17 protein-coding genes are annotated in these 19,299 nt (G+C 48.5%); 8 read left to right on the forward strand and 9 right to left on the reverse strand.

Annotated features, from left to right (window positions below; genetic code table 11):
* Window positions 1–9: 9 nt before the first annotated feature.
* Complete coding sequence (locus EL143_RS05490) at window positions 10–3,840, reverse strand: DUF3683 domain-containing protein (RefSeq protein WP_085415736.1); 3,831 nt, start codon at window positions 3,838–3,840, stop codon at window positions 10–12.
* Window positions 3,841–4,305: 465 nt separating this feature from the next.
* On the opposite strand from EL143_RS05490, the gene ettA reads away from it, so the two are divergent.
* Window positions 4,306–5,979, forward strand: coding sequence for an energy-dependent translational throttle protein EttA (ettA, locus tag EL143_RS05495; protein WP_085415735.1), 1,674 nt, complete (start codon window positions 4,306–4,308; stop codon window positions 5,977–5,979).
* Window positions 5,980–6,063: 84 nt separating this feature from the next.
* On the opposite strand, the gene EL143_RS05500 is transcribed toward ettA, so the two are convergent.
* From EL143_RS05500 to EL143_RS05520, 5 genes are read right to left on the reverse strand one after another with little or no spacing between them, the layout of a single operon-like run.
* A complete protein-coding gene (locus EL143_RS05500) occupies window positions 6,064–6,816 on the reverse strand; it encodes a peptidylprolyl isomerase (protein WP_085415734.1) in 753 nt (250 codons plus the stop codon).
* Between the two features lie 20 nt (window positions 6,817–6,836).
* A complete protein-coding gene (locus EL143_RS05505) occupies window positions 6,837–7,709 on the reverse strand; it encodes a peptidylprolyl isomerase (RefSeq protein WP_085415733.1) in 873 nt (290 codons plus the stop codon).
* Between the two features lie 34 nt (window positions 7,710–7,743).
* The gene (locus EL143_RS05510; RefSeq protein ID WP_085415732.1) at window positions 7,744–8,013 is read right to left on the reverse strand and encodes a BolA family protein; all 270 of its coding nucleotides are present in this window, start codon (window positions 8,011–8,013) and stop codon (window positions 7,744–7,746) included.
* A 35-nt stretch (window positions 8,014–8,048) separates the two neighbouring features.
* Window positions 8,049–8,342 carry a YciI family protein gene (locus EL143_RS05515; RefSeq protein WP_085415731.1) on the reverse strand — a complete coding sequence of 98 codons (294 nt, stop codon included), beginning with the start codon at window positions 8,340–8,342 and terminating at the stop codon, window positions 8,049–8,051.
* Window positions 8,342–8,890, reverse strand: coding sequence for a septation protein A (locus tag EL143_RS05520; protein ID WP_085415730.1), 549 nt, complete (start codon window positions 8,888–8,890; stop codon window positions 8,342–8,344). Before EL143_RS05520 ends, EL143_RS05515 begins: the two co-directional genes overlap by 1 nt.
* A 344-nt stretch (window positions 8,891–9,234) precedes the next feature.
* On the opposite strand from EL143_RS05520, the gene EL143_RS05525 reads away from it, so the two are divergent.
* The 6 genes from EL143_RS05525 to EL143_RS05550 all read left to right on the forward strand — a co-directional run bounded on the left by EL143_RS05525 (window position 9,235) and on the right by EL143_RS05550 (window position 15,818).
* Window positions 9,235–11,043: a FimV/HubP family polar landmark protein gene (locus tag EL143_RS05525; RefSeq protein WP_126326642.1), complete on the forward strand. Its 1,809-nt coding sequence runs from the start codon at window positions 9,235–9,237 to the stop codon at window positions 11,041–11,043.
* Between the two features lie 186 nt (window positions 11,044–11,229).
* Complete coding sequence (truA, locus tag EL143_RS05530; protein WP_085415728.1) at window positions 11,230–12,048, forward strand: tRNA pseudouridine(38-40) synthase TruA; 819 nt, start codon at window positions 11,230–11,232, stop codon at window positions 12,046–12,048.
* Between the two features lie 147 nt (window positions 12,049–12,195).
* On the forward strand, window positions 12,196–12,945 hold the full coding sequence (locus EL143_RS05535; protein ID WP_085415727.1) for a Nif3-like dinuclear metal center hexameric protein: 750 nt from the start codon (window positions 12,196–12,198) through the stop codon (window positions 12,943–12,945).
* 124 nt (window positions 12,946–13,069) lie between these two features.
* The gene (gene petA, locus EL143_RS05540) at window positions 13,070–13,651 is read left to right on the forward strand and encodes a ubiquinol-cytochrome c reductase iron-sulfur subunit (RefSeq protein WP_085415726.1); all 582 of its coding nucleotides are present in this window, start codon (window positions 13,070–13,072) and stop codon (window positions 13,649–13,651) included.
* Between the two features lie 16 nt (window positions 13,652–13,667).
* The gene (locus EL143_RS05545) at window positions 13,668–15,017 is read left to right on the forward strand and encodes a cytochrome b (protein ID WP_085415725.1); all 1,350 of its coding nucleotides are present in this window, start codon (window positions 13,668–13,670) and stop codon (window positions 15,015–15,017) included.
* 15 nt (window positions 15,018–15,032) lie between these two features.
* Window positions 15,033–15,818 carry a cytochrome c1 gene (locus EL143_RS05550; protein WP_085415724.1) on the forward strand — a complete coding sequence of 262 codons (786 nt, stop codon included), beginning with the start codon at window positions 15,033–15,035 and terminating at the stop codon, window positions 15,816–15,818.
* A gap of 189 nt (window positions 15,819–16,007) precedes the next feature.
* Here the strand turns inward: EL143_RS05550 and mog are convergent, their stop codons facing one another.
* The 3 genes from mog to EL143_RS05565 all read right to left on the reverse strand — a co-directional run bounded on the left by mog (window position 16,008) and on the right by EL143_RS05565 (window position 18,228).
* Entirely contained in the window at window positions 16,008–16,586 is a 579-nt protein-coding gene (mog, locus tag EL143_RS05555) for a molybdopterin adenylyltransferase (protein WP_085415723.1), read from the reverse strand.
* 21 nt (window positions 16,587–16,607) lie between these two features.
* The gene (locus EL143_RS05560; RefSeq protein WP_085415722.1) at window positions 16,608–17,318 is read right to left on the reverse strand and encodes an S-methyl-5'-thioinosine phosphorylase; all 711 of its coding nucleotides are present in this window, start codon (window positions 17,316–17,318) and stop codon (window positions 16,608–16,610) included.
* 121 nt (window positions 17,319–17,439) lie between these two features.
* Window positions 17,440–18,228: an inositol monophosphatase family protein gene (locus tag EL143_RS05565; RefSeq protein ID WP_085415721.1), complete on the reverse strand. Its 789-nt coding sequence runs from the start codon at window positions 18,226–18,228 to the stop codon at window positions 17,440–17,442.
* A 231-nt stretch (window positions 18,229–18,459) separates the two neighbouring features.
* On the opposite strand from EL143_RS05565, the gene EL143_RS05570 reads away from it, so the two are divergent.
* Window positions 18,460–19,260 (forward strand): RNA methyltransferase, encoded by an 801-nt coding sequence (locus tag EL143_RS05570; RefSeq protein WP_085415720.1) that lies wholly within the window; start codon window positions 18,460–18,462, stop codon window positions 19,258–19,260.
* Window positions 19,261–19,299 lie beyond the last annotated feature (39 nt).

The raw sequence follows: 19,299 nt of genomic DNA on the forward strand, positions 1-19,299 counted from the left end.
GGAAAAGGCCTACAGCAACACTTTTTCAATACCGCCGTTATTGGCTTTTTCGACAAACTCGTTTTGCCAGTTGTCGCCGAGGATGTGTTTCGCCATTTCCACCACGATGTAGTCGGCGGGTATGGCGTTGTCGTCGGTGTAGCGGCTCAAACCTTGCAGGCAGGCGGGGCAGGAGGTGAGCATTTTGACCGGCTCGCCCTGCGGCAGCTGCTTGAGGTTTTTCTCGATTTCTTCCTGTTTGCGGAATTTCACTTGCGTGGCGATGTCGGGCCGTTTGACGGCAAACATGCCCGATTCGCCGCAGCAGCGGTCGCTCAACACCACTTCTTTGCCCATCAGTTCGCTGGTCATTTTGGTGGCGTTCATGGTTTTGATGGGGCTGTGGCAGGGGTCGTGGTAGAGATACTGCTGACCTGTGATGCCGTCGAGCTTGATACCTTTTTCCAATAAAAACTCATGAATATCAATGATGCGGCAGCCGGGGAAAATGTCTTCGAAACGGTATTTTTCCAGCTGGTCGTAACAAGTGCCGCAGCTTACCACCACGGTTTTGATGTCGAGGTAGTTTAAGGTGTTGGCCAAGCGGTGGAAGAGCACGCGGTTTTCGGTGGTCATCTGTTCGGCTTTGTCTTTGTTGCCGCCTGCGTCTTGCGGATAGCCGCAGCAGAGGTAACCCGGCGGCAGCACGGTTTGTACGCCGGCATGCCAGAGCATGGCTTGCGTAGCCAGTCCGACTTGGCTGAACAGCCGTTCGGAGCCGCAGCCGGGGAAGTAGAACACGGCTTCGCTGTCTTCGGAAAGCTGCGGGTTGCGGATAATCGGCACGGTTTTGTTGTCTTCGATGTTCAACCAAGCGCGGGCCGTTTTTATCGGCACATGGCGCGGCAGCGGGCGGTTGATGAAATGCACCACCTGCTCTTTAATCGGCGAACCGCCCGTGGTGGCTTTGGGGGCTTTTTTCAGGCGGCCTGCACCGATGTGGGCTTTCTTGCCCCAGTTGTAGGCCAGATTCTGCAATTTGAAACCGGCTTCCACCACGCCTTTGCGCAATACTTGGATGGTGCGCGGGTCTTTGGCGTTGAGAAAAGCCATGCCGGCGGCTACGGCGGGGTTGAATTTGCGTTTGCCGGCTTTGCGCAGATAGTTGCGGATGGCTACGGTTACGTCGCCGAAGTCGATGTTGACGGGGCAGGGCTTCACGCAGCGGTGGCACACGGTGCAGTGGTCGCCGACATCGTTCAGTTCGTCGAAATGGCGCAGCGATACGCCGCGGCGGGTTTGTTCTTCGTATAAAAAAGCTTCGGTGAGCAAGCCGACACCGAGGATTTTGTTGCGCGGGCTATAAAGAAGGTTGGCGCGCGGCACATGGGTGCTGCACACGGGTTTGCATTTGCCGCAGCGCAGGCAGTCTTTTACCGATTCGGCGATGGTGCCGAGGTCGGACTGCTCCATAATCAGCGATTCTACGCCGAGAAGCTCGAACGAAGGCGTGTAGGCGTTGCGCAAATCCGAGCCTTTCATCAGCTTGTGGCGGTTGAAGCGGCCCTGCGGATCGACTTTGGCTTTGTAGTCCCAAAAGGGCTGCATTTCTTCGTCGGTTAAAAATTCGAGTTTGGTGATGCCGATGCCGTGTTCGCCGGAAATCACACCATTGAGGCTGCGGGCGATGTTCATGATGCGTTCCACCGCTTTGTGGGCGGTTTGCAGCATCTCGTAATCATCTGAATTGACAGGGATATTGGTGTGGACGTTGCCGTCGCCCGCGTGCATGTGCAGGGCAACGAACACACGCCCGCGCACCACGCGGCTGTGAATCTTGGCCAAACCTTCCATGATTTTGGTGTCGGCCTTACCGCTGAAAATTTCAGACAGGGGTTTCATGACGTCGGCTTTAATCGACACGCGCAGGCGGAAATCGCGGAAAGCGATAAAACTGCTTTCTTCGTCTTTGGCTTCGGGCGCGGCGTGAACGGCATGGCCGTAACGCTGTTTGTATTCGGCCAGCGGTGCATCCAGATTGGCGAGCAGCCATTCCCAACGCTCTTTAACCGATTGAACGTGTGCCAATGCGTGTTTGGCGCGTTCGCCCAGCAATTCGCTGCTGGGCAGGTCGGTGCCCATTTTATCGACGGGCAGGTTGCCTTGCAGATATTGGATTAAGGCTTCGCACAAGGCCAGTTTGTTTTTAATCGACAACTCGATATTGATGCGCTCGATGCCGTCTGAATACTCGCCCAAACGCTCCAGCGGAATCACCACGTCTTCATTGATTTTAAAGGCATTGGTGTGTTTGGCGATGGCGGCGGTGCGGCTGCGGTCGAGCCAGAAGGTTTTGCGCGCTTCGGGCGTAACGGCGATAAAGCCTTCGCCGTCGCGGGCTTGCGCCAGTTTGACGATATGCTCGGCCGCTTCGATAACGGCGACTTCATCGTCGCTCACGATGTCGGCAATCAGCACCATTTTCGGGCGGCCTTTGCCCGCCGCTTTGGTGGCATAACCAACCGCGCGCACATAACGCCAGTCGAGATGTTCCAAGCCCGCCAGCTGTACCTGTTCGTGGCCGAGCAGATAATCGCGGATTTCTACGATAGACGGCGTGGCGTTGGCAACGGTGCCGAAAAACTCCAAACAAATGGTGCGGATGTGTTTCGGCATGGTGTGCAGCACGAAGGCCACACTGGTGATGATGCCGTCGGTGCCTTCTTTTTGCACGCCGGGCAGGCCGCTGAGGAATTTGTCGGTAACGTCTTTGCCGAGGCCGACTTTGCGGAATTGGCGGCCGGGGATTTCCAGCCGTTCGGTTTTAACGATGTTGAGGCCGTCTGAATCCAAAGTATGTACGTCGAAAACGGCGGTTTCTTCGTCGTGGATTTTGCCGAAGTTGTGGCGCACACGCTCGATTTTCAGCCACTCGCCTTGCGGGTTGACCATTTTCCAGTAGGCAAGATTGTCCAGAGCAGTGCCCCACAATACGGCTTTTTTACCGCCCGCGTTCATGGCCACGTTGCCGCCCACACAGGAAGCATCGGCGGAGGTAGGGTCAACCGCGAATACTAGTTTGGAGGCGGTGGCGGTTTCCTCCACCCGCCGCGTTACCACGCCCGCGCCGCAATGGATAATCGGGTGCTTGCCTTCCAATCCGGGCAGTTCCACATATTCCACGCCGTTGTGTTTGTCGAGTTTTTCGGTGTTGATGACCGCGCTCATGGCATCCAGCGGCACCGCGCCGCCGGTATAGCCCGTGCCGCCGCCGCGCGGAATAATGGTTAAATCGAGTTCGATTAAGGCTTTCACCAAAGGTGCGACTTCGGCTTCTGTGTCGGGATTCACCACCACAAACGGATATTCCACGCGCCAGTCGGTCGCATCGGTAACGTGTACCACGCGGGCGAGGCCGTCGAACATGATGTTGTGTTTTTTGGTGATTTTGGACAAGCGCGCCAGAATCTGTTCACGCTTTCTGCGGGTGGTTTCAAAGCTTTCGTCGAAACGGTGAACCGCTGCTTCTGCCGCCTGCAACAGTTCGGACACTTGTTCGTTGTTGTCGCGGCGTTTTTGGATTTCGTTCAAACGGTGGCGCATCTCCCGTACCAGTGCGGCAAGGCGGTTGGGGTGGTCGAGCAGGTCGTCCACCAGATAGGGGTTGCGGGTAACGACCCAAATATCGCCCAATACTTCAAACAGCATCCGTGCCGAACGGCCGGTTCTGCGTTGGCCGCGCAAGTCTTGCAATACGTTCCACGCTTCCGAACCCAGCAGGCGGACGACGATTTCGCGGTCGGAATAAGATGTGTAGTTGTAGGGGATTTCGCGTATGCGTTGCTGTGTGGCTGTGGTCATGGCGGGCGGTTCCGTTTTTCGATTTATTTGCTAATTATAAATTATTGGATTTGTTTTGATAGGTGATAGTTTGATTTTTATGTCCGGCAAATGAGGGTTTGCCGTGCCCTGGTGTCGGGTGGTTTACTCGGTTTTTTATCTGTTTTTGCTGCTTGGGCAAGGTGCTGCGTGTGCTGCCGGTATCTTGGTAAAGATGCTAATGTAGTGTAATTTAAGCTTTTTTTCAATTGAAATTTATAGTGGAAGTATATGCACTATTTTCATGAAGTGGAAAATTTGTCAACAATTTTCAATATGTTGGCAATCCAATCATGGGTGCTGCCGGCTTTGTAAATCGGTGGCTATCAGTTAGAATAAACCCTGATTTGAGAGCTGGTGTTTTCAGACAGGCATTGTGTGCATCCGATACAATGCCTGTCTGAAAACACCATTCGGTGCAAAATTTGTAGATATGTAGAGAAAGCTATGAGCCAATACGTTTATTCCATGCTGCGCGTGAGCAAAGTGGTGCCGCCGCAAAAAAACATTATCAAAGACATTTCCCTATCGTTTTTCCCAGGCGCGAAAATCGGCTTGCTCGGCTTGAACGGCGCGGGCAAATCCACCGTGCTGCGCATTATGGCGGGCGTGGATAAAGAGTTCGAAGGCGAAGCCGTGCCGATGAGCGGCATCAAAATCGGCTATCTGCCGCAAGAGCCGGAACTCGACCCGGAAAAAACCGTGCGCGAAGAAGTGGAAAGCGGTTTGGGCGAAGTGGCTGCCGCACAAAAGCGTTTGGAAGAAGTGTACGCTGCCTATGCCGATCCCGATGCCGACTTTGATGCGCTGGCGGAAGAGCAGGGCCGTTTGGAAGCGATTATCGCAGCAGGTTCTTCAAGCGGCGGCGGTATGGAGCATGAATTGGAAATTGCCGCCGATGCGCTGCGCCTGCCCGAATGGGATGCCAAAATCGGCAATCTTTCCGGTGGTGAAAAACGTCGCGTGGCCTTGTGCAAGCTGTTGTTGAGCAAGCCGGATATGCTGCTTTTGGACGAGCCGACCAACCACTTGGATGCCGAATCGGTGGAGTGGCTGGAGCAGTTTTTGGTGCGCTTTCCCGGCACCGTGGTGGCCGTTACCCACGACCGTTATTTCTTGGACAACGCCGCCGAGTGGATTCTCGAGCTTGACCGCGGTCACGGTATTCCGTGGAAGGGCAATTACTCTTCTTGGCTGGAGCAGAAAGAAAAACGCTTGGAAAACGAAGCCAAAACCGAAGCCGCCCGCCTGAAAGCCATGAAGCAGGAGCTGGAATGGGTGCGTCAAAATGCCAAAGGCCGCCAAGCCAAATCCAAAGCGCGTTTGGCCCGCTTTGAAGAAATGTCCAATTATGAATACCAAAAACGCAATGAAACGCAGGAAATCTTTATTCCCGTGGCCGAGCGTTTGGGTAATGAAGTGATCGAGTTTGTGAATGTGAGCAAGTCGTTTGGCGACAAACTCTTAATCGACGATTTGAGCTTTAAAGTGCCGCCCGGCGCGATTGTCGGCATCATCGGCCCTAATGGTGCGGGTAAATCGACCCTGTTTAAAATGATTGCAGGCAAAGAGCAGCCGGACAGCGGCGAAGTGAAAATCGGCCAAACCGTGAAAATGTCGCTGATCGATCAAAGCCGCGACGGTCTGCAAAACGATAAAACCGTGTTCGACAACATCGCCGAAGGCCGCGATATTCTGCAAGTCGGCCAGTTTGAAATCCCTGCGCGCGCTTATTTGGGCCGTTTCAACTTTAAAGGCAGCGACCAAAGCAAGATTGCAGAGAACCTTTCCGGCGGCGAACGCGGCCGCCTGCATTTGGCGAAAACCCTGTTGAGCGGCGGCAACGTGCTGCTGCTGGACGAACCTTCCAATGATTTGGACGTAGAAACCCTGCGTGCGCTGGAAGATGCTTTGCTGGAATTTGCCGGCAGCGTGATGGTGATTTCGCACGACCGCTGGTTCCTCGACCGTATCGCTACCCACATTCTGGCTTGCGAAGGCGATTCGAAATGGGTGTTTTTTGACGGCAACTATCAGGAATACGAAGCCGATAAAAAACGCCGCTTGGGTGAAGAGGGTGCCAAACCGAAACGGATTCGCTATAAACCGGTAACGCGTTGATTGCGGATTCAAGAAAATGCCTGTCTGAAAGCTGGTGTAGTTTGTTTTCAGACAGGCATTGTTTTGGATGCTATGCAAAAGCAGTTACTGCTCGATGCCGTTGTTTTTCAAGATTTGTGCAATCTGCTCGCGCACTTTTTGTTGCTTGGCTTCTTCGACCAGTCTTTCTTTAATTTGGCCGAAAGGCGGTATTTCAGGGCTGCGCTCTTCTGCGGCCAGCTTAATCAGATAAAACTTATCTTTGTATTGAACCGGCTCTTTGGTGACTTCGCCACGGGTCATGTGGGAAATGATTTTGCTGATGGCAGGGTCAAGCTCTTGCGGGTGAACAAAATTGCCCGAGTGCTGGTTTTGTTCGGGATAGCGCTTGATAAGCTCATCAAAACTGAGGCCTTTGCGCAATAGTTCTTGAGCTGCTTTGGCTTCCTCAGGAGTATTGAAGGCGATTTGCTGGATTTTTACCGTTCTGGCAATTTGGTCATAAAGTTGGCGTACGTCGTTTTCGCTCACTTCGGTTTTTTGTTCCAAATATTCGGTATAAGCGCTGGCATAAACTTCGGCTTCGATATTTTTCAATTGATTTTGCAGTTCGGTATCTTTATCCAAGCCGGCTTTGATGGCCTCGTTTTTCAATACTTCCATAGTTTGCAAACGGCGGATGGCCTGGCGGCGGATTTCTTCGCCGTCGATATTGCCTTTGCGGTTCGGATCCTGCTCGGCTTGTTTTAAAAACATGGCAGCCATGCTGTCGATGCGGGCTTTATCAATCTCGGGTGCGGCAAATGTGGCGCCGGTAAGGGTTAGGGTCAGTGCGGTTAATAATACTTTTCTTTTCATAATGTTTTCAGAAAATTGGGTTAACGGGCAGGTTGGATATTGGCTTTTTGCATCAGGTTGTCTACAGCTTCGGCAATGCGCGCTTCCTGCAGATCGCTGCCGATACGGGATTTGATTTGGTCAAAAGGCGGAATGGTAATGGCGCGTTTGTCATTTACATAAAAAATGGCATAGATTCCATTATTGTCTTGAAGCGGTTGCTCTGTGTAGGCGCCTTTGCGCAGATTGTGAACGGCTTGATACATCGGCGGGTTGGCCTGTTGTAAATCTTTAAGCGGAACATAAGTGGCTACGATACCGCCGGTCTGTTTGGCTTGCGGGTCAATCGAATATTTGGTGGCAACTTCTTGGAAGCTCTTTTTCTTTTTCAATTCGCCAAGGGCTTTTTGGGCATCATTGTTATTTTGGGTAACGATTTCCCCGAGCTGCACTTCTTGTGTGCCTTTGTAATGATTGGTCAAGCGGTCGTATGCTTGTTTGATTTCAGCTTCGGTAACAGGATTTTTTTTGGCAACATTGGCAAAGTAAGCCTGATTAAGGAGGTCGGTTTCATACATTGCCCATTCTTGTTTAAATGAAGGCTGTTTGTCTGCACCGGCTTTTTTTGCAGCAGCACGAGCCTGCTCGGCTGCCTGTTTGTATTCGGTGCTTTGATCAAGCTTCAATTTCTTTGCTTCTTGGGCAATGGCGGTGCTTACAGCCAAGCGGCGGGTAATTTCATTGCGCAGTTCTTGATTGTCGGTAATTTGGCCGTTGCTTTGCTGTTTAAGGTTTTGCACAACAGCATCTACGGTGCTGCTGTCGATTTTCGTACCGTTTACGGTAACAACGGTTTGAGCCATCAGACTGCCGGAAAACACGGCCAAAAAGGCGGCAAGATAAGTTTTTTGCATGTTTATTCTTTCTATGGGGGATTTTTTTAGGAAGTTAAGAGAAATACTCGTCAGGGGTTAGTGTACGCATGCTTAAAGCATGAATGAGGCCTTCGGAAAATAAATCGTGTAAAGCTTCTTTTACCATGCGTTGTCGGTTTAGACGGGAAATTTCGTTGAATCGTTCACTAACCACGACAATTGAATAGTGTCCGCCACCTTTATTGCCCGCATGTCCGATATGTAAATGGCTATCATCTTGAAACTCAAATACTTGAGGTTTAAGAAATTCGATGCGGCTTTGAATTGCGCTTTGTATGTCCATGATTTATCGATTTATTCAAACCGGAGTCAGAGAAACTAAAACACGGCTTTAAAGGGTTTGATCAATATTTCCTCATATACGCCTGCATCCACATAAGGGTCTGACTCCGCCCAAGCTTGGGCAGCATCTAAGTCTTCGAATTTGGCAATGATTAAGCTGCCGGACACACGCTCGGGATTCTCAGGAAGAGGGGTCGGTCCTGCAGTTAGCAGATCGCCTTGGGCTTTTAATTGTTCCAAGCGGGCGAGATGGTCTGGTCTGACGGCTATTCTCGCTTCATGTACATTTTCTCCGTCGGTCGCCAGTAGCATGAAATATTGTTTAGTCATTATTGCTGATTCTCCTGAGGAAGATGACGGCTTAAATAGAAGCCTTGTGCCAATACGAAGGCGAGCATTAAGCCGGTTGAACCATACATTTTATATTGAACCCAAATAGGTTCTCTTGCAGGGGTAAAAGGGTAAGCCACAGCTAAATTAATCACACCCATAATAAAAAGGAAGCCGATCCAGATGTAGGTTAAACGGTTCCAAATAGCATCGGGCAGCGTTAATTCTTTTCCCATCAAAGCTTTAAGCCCGTTTTTTTTCATGAGGTGGCTGATGCCGATGGCGATGGCTCCGGCCCAAAAAAGCAAAGTCGGTTTCCACATAATAAATGCGCCGTTTTTAAATAGAATGGTAGCACCGCCGAAAACCACTATTAAAACAAAGCTGACTTTCTGCATGGTATCAAGTTTTTTATGCTTCATCCATGTAAAGGCAGCCTGAATAATACCGATTACCAAAGCAACTGCAGTTGCCCAAATGATATTTTGGGTAAGAGAGTAGGTAATGAAAAAGAGTATAACAGCAATCAGATCACTTAGAATTTTCATAAATCGAATCTAAAGTATGTTTTTTGATGAAGTAACGACGGACTCGTCTGTTTGAGTAACAAATAGTTATCATAACAGAGTAAAAAGGGCTTGGACATCAAGATATGTTAAGACTGTTTCGTGAGAAATTCCGTTCGGATAAATTTCTTTGTGGGGAAATCAACGTAGCGTTTAAGTTGCAATTGTCCATTGTAATCGGAGTAAAAATATCAAGTTTGCTTGGCAATGCAGCCTAATCAAATATATCATACGGAAGTTATTTTAAATTGTTGTCAAATTTTGCAGAAGTTATCAGGATGATTTCTGCATGATATATACGAAGAATCCAGCTTGGGGGGCAAGTTTTGAAAATCAACAGTCGTATAAAACTGATCGCATTATCCGTTTCTATGATTGTTTCTTTAGGTGCCGTTGCGGCGCCCGAAGCAACCGTACCGGATCTTTCTGCGAAGCAGGAAAAGAGTCATTATACTGTTCGCCAGGGAGAAACTTTGGCTCAAATTGCTGCCCGTTTCCGCCCTGCTGATGCAAGTTTGCAAGAAACGATCCGTGCATTGGTAAAAGCCAATCCTAAAGCCTTTAGAAACGGTAATATTAACTTTATCCGTGCCGGTGATGTATTGGTTATACCATCTTCACTTGAATTGTCTAAGCTGGATGGGCAGCTTGCTCTTGATAAGAAACCTGCTCCTCTTGTTGCAGATTCAGCGGCGAGCCAAGTTAAGCAGTTTCCTGCTATTGTTGCGGTAGAACCGAAACCGGTTGAACCGGTTAAGCCCATTGAAACACCTAAACCAATCGAGCCCAAACCGGTTGAAGAGAAAAAAACAGCAGAAGTAAAAACATCAGAAGGTGTTACGGTTCAACCGGTGCAAAAAACAGAAGAGGTTGTTGTGCCGAAAACCGCTTCGGCAACACAACCGCATGCAGCTTCGGCAGAAGTTGTAACAACCACAACCAAACCGGTGCAACAAGAGCAAGCTTCCAAGAAAAAATCAGAGCCTTCGTCTTCTGTCAAACAGGAGGAGGAAGAAGGTAGCTCTTCTCTTGTATGGGTAATTTTATTCGGACTTGTATTGGCAGGATTGTTTGCTTACAACAAGATAAAGAATAAAGGAAGCAAAGATATTCTTGCTGGCGGGGAAGAAAAAGAGCCGGTTAAGGAAACACAAGACACAGTTCCTGCAGCTGGCGCAGCCGCTTCTTCCGTTGCTGTTAAAGAAGATGAAGACAGTATTTTCTTTAGTGATGTGGAGCAGGCTAAGCAACCTGAGGAAGTGCCGGCAGGTGAAGTAGATATTGACTTGAGCGCGTTAGGCGATCAAGGTGGTATTGTTAGTAGCTCGGTAACCAACGATGAAGAAACCAATAAGCGTCGTGATGCCAATTGGGATGAGATTGAATCAACAGACAGTGTTTATGAAGAAGAACCTCAACCTGTAAAAGCTGTAACTGATGACATCATTGATGTGGAAGTTGCGGTAGATGATGGTATTGAGGTTGCAGAGGAGCAACATAAACATACTCCTTTAGAGTTTGATTTATCGAAAGAAGCTGCTCCTGCAGAACAGGTTGTTGAAGAAAAAGCAGATTCACTTTTGATTGAAACACCTCCTGTCTCTGAAACTGCCGAAACTGTTATTGAAAAAACAGAAACTGATTTTGAAGTACCTGCGGTAAGTGAAAAGCAGCCGGTAGAGCAAGAAGAGGCGTTTAATGTTGCAGAGCCTGTTGAAGTGATAGAATCCAAAACAGAAAGCACTCAGGTGTTCTCTGAAGCGGAATCGGAAATTGAACAGGTAGGTGTACAGGCTGAAGATGATTCATTAAGCCTCGAACAATCAGACTTGGTTGTAGAATCAAGTGATGTGGCAGCGGAAGAGGACTTCTCCAACACGCATATTACTGAAGCAGATGATGATACTGTTATTGAATGGGATAGCGTCCAATTTAGTGACACTGATGAAGAGGTAGGTTTTGTATCAGAGTCTGTCGGTATGACGGCACCGTTGGAAGCTAAATACGAATTGGCTCAAATGTATATCGAAATCGGTGATCCGGAAGCTGCACGTGAAACATTGAATGAACTGGTGGAGGAAGCTAGTGGTGATATCTTGGCTAAATCCAAAGCACTTTTGGCAGAGTTAGGTTAATGCCTGTCTGAAAATGTTTCTGAAAAGCCTGAGTTGGACTCAGGCTTTTTGTATTATGCTTTTTTTCAAACGATAAGACTTACTGAGCCTAACAATTCATTTAAGTTTGCTGCCTTGCATCAATGTGTTGGTTGACGATAGTAGAAATATTGATTTACAGAATAATTATGAATTTCGGTATTAATTATGATAAATAAGACAATTGATATTGAAGATGACCTGCAAAGGTGGGCACTTATTTTGTCTTATGACGGTGGCCGTTTTTTTGGCTGGCAAAAGCAAGCTGATGGTGTGTTAACGGTTCAGGAAGCGTTGGAAAATGCATTAAGTAGTATTGCGGGAGAACCAGTTTATGTGGTTGCTGCGGGTAGAACGGATACGGGTGTACATGCAACTGCCCAAGTGGTTCATTTTGATACATCGGCAAAACGTCCGCAACAAGCTTGGATTCGTGGCGTAAATGCGTATTTGCCGTCAGGGGTAGCAGTGCTTCGAGCGATAAAGGTAGATAGAAACTTTCATGCGCGTTTTGATGCTTCGGGGCGTCGTTATCGTTATGTTTTGCAATCTTCTGCCGTGCGTTCCCCTTTGTTGGTGGGCAGAGTGGGGTGGACGCACAATGTACTGGATATAAAGGTCATGCAAGAAGCCGTTGCCTGTTTGGTTGGTCAGCATGATTTCTCTAGCTTTAGGGCTTCGCAATGTCAGGCAAAATCTCCGGTTAAAACACTCTATAGTGCAACGTTGAGCGGCAGTGCTTCTTTAATGATGCTGGATTTGCATGGCAATGCATTTTTACATCATATGGTTAGAAATATAATGGGCGCACTTGTGTATGTGGGTAGCGGCCGGTTAACAGTGCAACAGTTTCAGCATTTAATTTCAGAAAAAAGCCGTTTGAAGGCACCGCCTACATTCATGTCGGATGGTTTATATTTAACAGGTGTGGACTATCCTGACAAATGGGGTGTGGTAACGCCCCCTATACCCAACTGGCTTTGGTAAATTGGTAAATGTTAACAAGCAGATGCCTGTCTGAATTTTTCAGACAGGCATTGTTGGTATCATGAAGTGCGACAATGTAAAATAACCTGCAACGTGATGCTGCCAAGTTATGCTTCATAAAACGATATTTACAAAAGGAATCGTGTAATGGTTACTCGTCAGGAAATCCTTGATTGGTGTGGGAACACACTTCAAGTGGCAAATTTTACGGATTATGCTCCGAACGGCCTTCAGGTGGAGGGTTGTACCAATATTGGAAAAATTGTTACTTCCGTAACCGCAAGCCTTGCAGCCATAGAATATGCCGTTGCTCAACAAGCGGATATGCTGTTGGTACACCATGGGATGTTTTGGAAGAGTGAGCCCGTAACCATTACAGGTTGGAAAAAGCAACGCATTGCAACTTTGCTGCAACACCAAATTAATCTGGTAGGTTATCACCTGCCTTTGGACGCACATCCGGAGTTGGGAAATAATGCCCAGCTTGCCAAACGGATGGGTTGGGTATTGGAAAAACAGACAGGAGAGCAAAATCTGTTAAACATCGGATGCCTGTCTGAAAAACAATCTCTAACGGTAGTTGCGGCAATGTTAGCCCATACATTGGAGCGTGAGCCTGTGGTTGTGGGTGATCATTCTAAACAAATTAAAAAGCTGGCATGGTGCACAGGCGGTGCTCAGAATTTCTTTCAACAAGCCATTGATGAGCAGGTGGACGCTTATATCACCGGTGAAATTTCCGAATCGCAATACCATTTGGCAAACGAAACAGGAGTCGCATTTATCAGCGCGGGCCACCATGCAACCGAGCGTTATGGCGTACAGGCTTTAGGTGAAGCGATTAGAGGCCGTTTTGGTGTGGAACTCTATTGCTTTGACGAACAAAACCCTGCTTAAAATCAAAGTTTACTGTAAAACTTTACGTTATTTTAAATAATGCTTTAAGTCTATAGGCAAAATCGGTTAGAATTACACAGTTTAATGGCTCGGTATTCCCAAATAATTTAGGATGACTAAATAAATGGATAACAAAGAAATCAACACAAGCCGCCGCCGCTTTTTAACGTTGGCAACAGCAGGCGCCGGCGGTGTAGCAGCAGTTGGCGTAGTAACGCCGCTTTTGGCAAGCTTCTTTCCGTCGGAAAAAGCCAAGGCAGCAGGAGCGCCTGTAGAAATCGACGTAAGTAAAATTGAAGCAGGCCAGCTTACAACTGCGGAATGGCAAGGTAAACCGATTTGGGTGGTAAACCGGACGGAGCAGCAGATTAAAGATCTGCCAACTCTTGACGGCGCGCTGACTGACCCTAACTCAAATGACGAGCAGCAACCGGAATATTGTAAAAATCCGCTGCGCTCCATTAAACCTAATATTTGGGTTTCTATCGGTATCTGTACACATCTAGGCTGCTCGCCAACCTATCGTCCCGATATCGCGCCGGCCGATTTGGGTGCAGACTGGAAAGGCGGGTTCTTCTGTCCTTGCCACGGTTCGAAATTTGATTTGGCAGGCCGTGTGTATAAAGGTGTGCCAGCACCGACCAATCTAGTTATTCCTCCTTATAAATATCTGAGCGATACCACAATCTTAGTGGGCGAAGACTAAATAAAAGGGACTCATCATGGCAAACCAAACCAATAATGAAAACAAATCATTGTTAGGCTGGGTAGACGCACGTTTCCCTTTGTCTAAAATGATGAAAGAGCACGTAACCGAGTATTACGCGCCTAAAAACTTCAACTTCTGGTATTTCTTCGGCTCATTGGCCATGCTTGTACTGGTTATCCAAATTGTCAGCGGTATTTTCCTGACAATGAACTACAAGCCGGATGGCAACCTAAATTCTTACCACATGCCTGCAGCATTTACCGCAGTAGAATACATTATGCGGGACGTTTCCGGCGGTTGGATTATCCGTTATATGCACTCTACCGGTGCCTCCATGTTTTTTGTGGTGGTTTATCTGCATATGTTCCGTGGTTTGATTTATGGCTCATTCAAAAAGCCGCGTGAATTAGTTTGGGTGTTCGGTTCTTTAATTTTCTTGGCTTTGATGGCCGAAGCTTTCATGGGCTACCTGCTTCCTTGGGGGCAAATGTCATTCTGGGGTGCGCAGGTAATTATTAACCTGTTTGCAGCCATTCCTGTAATTGGCCCGGATTTATCTACTTGGATTCGCGGCGATTTCAACGTTTCCGATGCCACACTTAACCGCTTCTTTGCATTGCATGTGATTGCCGTGCCTTTGGTTTTGGTGGGTTTGGTTGTAGCTCACTTGATTGCATTGCATGAAGTTGGTTCTAACAACCCTGATGGTGTTGAAATCAAAAAACTGAAAGACGAAAACGGCGTACCTCTTGATGGTATTCCTTTTCATCCGTATTACACAGTAAAAGATATTTTGGGTGTTGTCGTATTCCTGATCGTTTTCTGTGCGGTTATGTTCTTCGCACCCGAGGGTGGGGGATACTTCTTAGAGGCGCCTAACTTCGATCCTGCGAATCCGTTGAAAACCCCTGCGCATATTGCGCCTGTATGGTATTTCACACCATTCTATGCAATTTTGCGTGCGGTACCTTCATTTGCAGGTACGCAAGTATGGGGTGTATTGGCCATGGGTGCGGCAGTCGTGTTGATTGCTTTGTTGCCGTGGTTAGACCGCTCACCGGTAAAATCAATTCGTTACCGCGGGCCGGTTTTTAAAGTGATGCTGGTGCTGTTTATCATTTCTTTTATCGGCTTGGGTATTTTGGGCGCCAAAGTTGCGACCGATACACGAACCATTGTGTCTCAGATTCTGAGCATCATTTATTTTGCTTTCTTCTTATTAATGCCTATTTATACGAAAAAGGATAAAACTCTTCCGGTTCCGGAGCGCGTTACAATGAGTACTACACGTAATAAGTTGTTATTCTTTGTATATGTTGCGATTACCGTAGTGGGTTCATATCTCTTTGCTACTTTAATTTGATGAGGGCAGTATAAAATGAAAAAGATTTGGAAAAACTGGTTTGCTGCCCTGTTATTGGCAGCACCCATGAGTATGGCGACAGCAGCAGGTGGTGGAGATTATCCGAAGGTAGACATTAATTTAGGCGATGAAGTGGCATTGCAGCGTGGTGCACAGATTTTCACAAACTACTGCCTTTCATGCCACTCTGCTACTGGCATGCGTTTTAACCGCTTGCAAGATATCGGTTTGACTGAAGATCAAATTAAAACAAATCTTATGTTTACCACCGATAAAGTTGGTGAAGTGATGCAGTCAGCAATGGCGCCTGCCGATGCGAAAAAATGGTTTGGAGCAGAGCCGCCCGACCTGACATTGATTGCGCGTTCTAGAGGAGCCGATTATCTTTATGCCTATTTAAGAGGCTTCTATAAAGACCCGACGCGTCCTACCGGCTGGAATAACACGGTATTTGATAAAGTAGGTATGCCGCATCCTCTTTGGGAACAGCAGGGTGTTAAAGCTGTTGAACTGGATGATAAAGGGCAACCTGTGTGGGTTAAAAATGAGCATGGCGTTTCAGTGCCCAAACTTTATTGGGAAACAACCGGCCTACACAGCCGACGCACACCCGACGGCAAAGTTATTGAGAAAGAATTTGATAACTATGCTAAAGATTTGGTGACCTTTTTGGTATACATGGGTGAACCTGCTCAATTGCAACGCAAACAACTCGGCTATATTGTGATGATTTTCCTGTTTGCGGTTATGTTGCCATTGGCTTATTTCCTGAAAAAAGAATACTGGAAAGATGTACATTGATTTAGTGAAATTTTGAAATGAAAAGCGAAACTTTAAGTTTCGCTTTTTTGTTGATGGTTAGGAAACAGGGCGCAGATTTTGATTTTTTAGAACAGCTTTTTGATAAACTGATGTATTGAAACCGACACGAAAGCCTGTCTGAAAATCTTTCAGACAGGCATTCGTGTGTAAGTGGTTTAGCTATGATATTTATTTCTGCTTCGGGCGAAATGCTTTGCACACCGATTCATCGGTTTCAATAAAGCCGCCGCCGATTAAGTCGACACAATAGGGTATGGCGCTGAATAACCCGTGTACCGCAACATTGCCTGATTCGTCACGCACGCCGCCTAGTGTTTCTTCAATGGCTTTGGGGCGTCCGGGTAAGTTGACAATCAGGCATTTGCCGCGGATGCCGGCTGTTTGGCGGGATAAGATTGCGGTGGGTACATAATGCAGGCTGATTTGGCGCATTTGTTCTCCGAAGCCGGGCATCTCTTTGTCGATAACGGCAAGCGTAGCTTCCGGTGTGATGTCGCGTAGGGCGGGGCCTGTGCCGCCGGTGGTAAAGATCAAATCGCAACCGTCTTCATCGGCCATGCGCTTGAGTGTTTTTTCTATTTCCTGCCTCTCATCGGGAATCAAGGCCTCGTGAAAGCGGATGGGGTTGGTTATGGCATGCGATAGCCAATTTTTCAACGCGGGAATGCCTTCGTCGGCGTAAACGCCCCGGCTGGCGCGGTCGCTGGTGGAAATTAAACCGATTTTGATTTCAGACAGGCATGACATGGCAAACAGCCTTTCTTCGGGTTACATATTGATCAAAAGTTGGCGTATGCTCTGCATCGCGTGATGTTCTTGGTTGTTTCTAAAATCAGGCGACTCGTTTTCGCAGCCGGCTTTGCCGATAACGCCGCAAAGATGAACATAGGGTAAATCGAGTTCGCGTGCCAGTGCGGCTTCCGGCATGCCGGTCATGCCCAAAATATCGACACCGTCTTTTTTATAACGCTGCACTTCGGCGCGGGTCGGCAGACGGGGGCCTTGGATGCAGCCATATACGGCTTGATGATGAATCAGAATGTTGCGCTCTTGGGCATGGTTGAGCAAAAGTTGGCGCAGTTCGGCATCGTAGGGGTAGAAAAAGTCGATATGGGTAACTTCACAGTTTTCGCCTTCAAAAAAAGTATCGTTTCTGCCGTAGGTGTAGTCGATTAAATCGTCCGGCAAAACCAATGCACCGACGGGCAGGCCGTTGAGTGTGGAAACGGCGGATACCGAAATGATGCCGGTGATGCCGAGCGAATCCAGTGCCCAAATATTGGCGCGGTAATTGATTTCGTGCGGCGCGAGTGTATGGTTCAAGCCGTGGCGTGCGAGAAAAACGATTTCGTGGCTGCCTAATTTACCGGTAATCACGGGCGAGCTGGGCAGGCCGTATGGCGTGCGGACAATTTGACGGTGTGTGATGTGGAGTTCGGGCAGTCGGGTAAGGCCGCTGCCTCCAATGATTGCGATCATGATGTTGCCTTAATTGGATAACGAAGGTTTCGGGTATTGTAATGGATTTGGCGGTGGGATGGGAAAAGGCTGTCTGAACAGGTTTTCAGACAGCCTTTGGTGAGCTGTGAAATAGCTACGGTTATTTGAGATGTGAGCCGATAATGTGCAGCATTTGCGCCAAAATTTTAGGATTGGCGGCGACGATGTTGCCGGTTTCCAACCAAGTTTGTTCGCCCTGCATGTCGGTAATGATGGCGCCGGCTTCTTTGGCAATCAGCGCGCCGGCGGCCACATCCCAGGGTTTCAGGTTGAACTCAAAAAAGCCGTCGAAGCGGCCGCAAGCCAGTGCGCATAAATCCAGAGAGGCAGCGCCTTCCCTGCGTGCGCCTGCCGTGCGCTCCAGAAAAGCGCGCAGGATATTGAGATAATCATCCATCATGCTTTGGTCGACTACTGGGAAGCCTGTGCCGATCAGGCATTGGTTTAAGTCAACGCGGGAAGAGACGCGGATACGGCGGTCGTTTAACAGCGCGCCTTGGCCGCGGGATGCCATGTATAAATCATTGCGTTCGGGTGCGAATACCAAAGCTTCCTGAAGTTGGCCTTTATGAAGCAAAGCCATAGAAACGGCATATTGCGGATGGCCGTGCAGATAATTGGTGGTACCGTCCAGAGGGTCGATAATCCATTCGTATTCGGCTTTGGCATTGCCGTGTGCGCCAGTTTCTTCGGTGGTGATTTTATGGTGGGGATAGGCTTCTTTGAGCGTTTCAATCAGAATGCGTTCGGATTCGCGGTCGACATCGGAAACAAAATCGTTAAACGCTTTGCTGTCTATTTTGATGGCGGAAAGGTTGTTGGACGCGCGGGTCATCATGCTGCCTGCTTTACGGGCGGCTTTCAGGGCGGTGTTGAGAATCGGGTTCATCGGAGTATCCTATATAAAATATTGCGGCAAGCCGTTACAATATGGCCAATCGTCTGAAAAAACGTATGGATTGGTATAACGGCTGCAAAACGTTTAACGATTTTTAAAGAACAGAGTCAGCTTGGGAGCCAATCAAATGATATGAATGCATTAAGTTGACGGCTGAAGGCGCAGGCCTTTTGCTGCTGAACCGTATTATACGCCTGATTAGAAAAATAACCACCAAATACAATGACAAAACCAACTATTCCCGATTATTTGAACAATATCCGCATCGTGTTAACCCGCACCAGCCATCCGTCCAATATCGGATCGGCGGCGCGTGCCATGAAAACCATGGGGCTGCATCATTTGGATATTGTGGCGCCCAATTTGATGCAGACGCCGATGACGGCGCAGCCGCCGCAATTCGATGCCGCCGCCCCGCAGAATTTCATGCTGCCGGAAGAAAGCTTTGTGTTGGCTTCTGGTGCGGCGGATGTGCTGCACAACGCGCGTATTTTTGCCACTTTGGAAGAGGCGGTATCGGATACCGTGCTCAGCTGCGCGTTAACCAGCCGCAAACGCGAGTTGACCGCGCCGCTGCAAACGCCGCGCGAACTGGTGCCCGAATTGCTGCAAACGGCTGCGGCAGGGCATAAAGTGGCTTTGGTGTTCGGCAACGAAACGTTCGGTTTGAGTATTGAAGAAGTGCAATGCTGCAACCGGTTGATGACCATCAGCGGCAATCCCGATTATTTTTCACTGAATCTGGCTCAGGCCGTGCAAGTGGTGTGCTACGAAATTTTCAGCCAAGTCGGCCTGCCCATGAACCACCTTGAAGCGGAAACCCATCCGGCTACCCACGAGCAGATTGCGGGTATGGTCAAACATATGGAAAGCCTGATGAACGACATCGGGTTTTTCAACCGCCGCAACGGCGAACGCATGATGCGCCGTATGCAGAGTTTGTTTGCGCGCGCCGGAACGGAAACCGAAGATATTGATTTACTGCGCGGTTTTTTTAATACCGTAAAGAAAAACCTGAAATAAGCCATGCCTGTCTGAAAGATTTTCAGACAGGCATTACCC

Origin of the sequence: Neisseria canis (genome assembly GCF_900636765.1) — a bacterium.
Classification (GTDB): domain Bacteria; phylum Pseudomonadota; class Gammaproteobacteria; order Burkholderiales; family Neisseriaceae; genus Neisseria; species Neisseria canis.

Coding starts and splice junctions, on each gene's coding strand:
- EL143_RS05510 (WP_085415732.1), bottom strand. CDS start 8,013: ATGGACATACAAAGCGCAATTCAAAGCCGCATCGAATTTCTTAAACCT.
- ettA (WP_085415735.1), top strand. CDS start 4,306: ATGAGCCAATACGTTTATTCCATGCTGCGCGTGAGCAAAGTGGTGCCG.
- EL143_RS05515 (WP_085415731.1), bottom strand. CDS start 8,342: ATGACTAAACAATATTTCATGCTACTGGCGACCGACGGAGAAAATGTA.
- mog (WP_085415723.1), bottom strand. CDS start 16,586: ATGTCATGCCTGTCTGAAATCAAAATCGGTTTAATTTCCACCAGCGAC.
- EL143_RS05565 (WP_085415721.1), bottom strand. CDS start 18,228: ATGAACCCGATTCTCAACACCGCCCTGAAAGCCGCCCGTAAAGCAGGC.
- petA (WP_085415726.1), top strand. CDS start 13,070: ATGGATAACAAAGAAATCAACACAAGCCGCCGCCGCTTTTTAACGTTG.
- EL143_RS05560 (WP_085415722.1), bottom strand. CDS start 17,318: ATGATCGCAATCATTGGAGGCAGCGGCCTTACCCGACTGCCCGAACTC.
- EL143_RS05500 (WP_085415734.1), bottom strand. CDS start 6,816: ATGAAAAGAAAAGTATTATTAACCGCACTGACCCTAACCCTTACCGGC.
- EL143_RS05505 (WP_085415733.1), bottom strand. CDS start 7,709: ATGCAAAAAACTTATCTTGCCGCCTTTTTGGCCGTGTTTTCCGGCAGT.
- EL143_RS05570 (WP_085415720.1), top strand. CDS start 18,460: ATGACAAAACCAACTATTCCCGATTATTTGAACAATATCCGCATCGTG.
- EL143_RS05520 (WP_085415730.1), bottom strand. CDS start 8,890: ATGAAAATTCTAAGTGATCTGATTGCTGTTATACTCTTTTTCATTACC.
- EL143_RS05535 (WP_085415727.1), top strand. CDS start 12,196: ATGGTTACTCGTCAGGAAATCCTTGATTGGTGTGGGAACACACTTCAA.
- EL143_RS05550 (WP_085415724.1), top strand. CDS start 15,033: ATGAAAAAGATTTGGAAAAACTGGTTTGCTGCCCTGTTATTGGCAGCA.
- EL143_RS05545 (WP_085415725.1), top strand. CDS start 13,668: ATGGCAAACCAAACCAATAATGAAAACAAATCATTGTTAGGCTGGGTA.
- EL143_RS05490 (WP_085415736.1), bottom strand. CDS start 3,840: ATGACCACAGCCACACAGCAACGCATACGCGAAATCCCCTACAACTAC.
- truA (WP_085415728.1), top strand. CDS start 11,230: ATGATAAATAAGACAATTGATATTGAAGATGACCTGCAAAGGTGGGCA.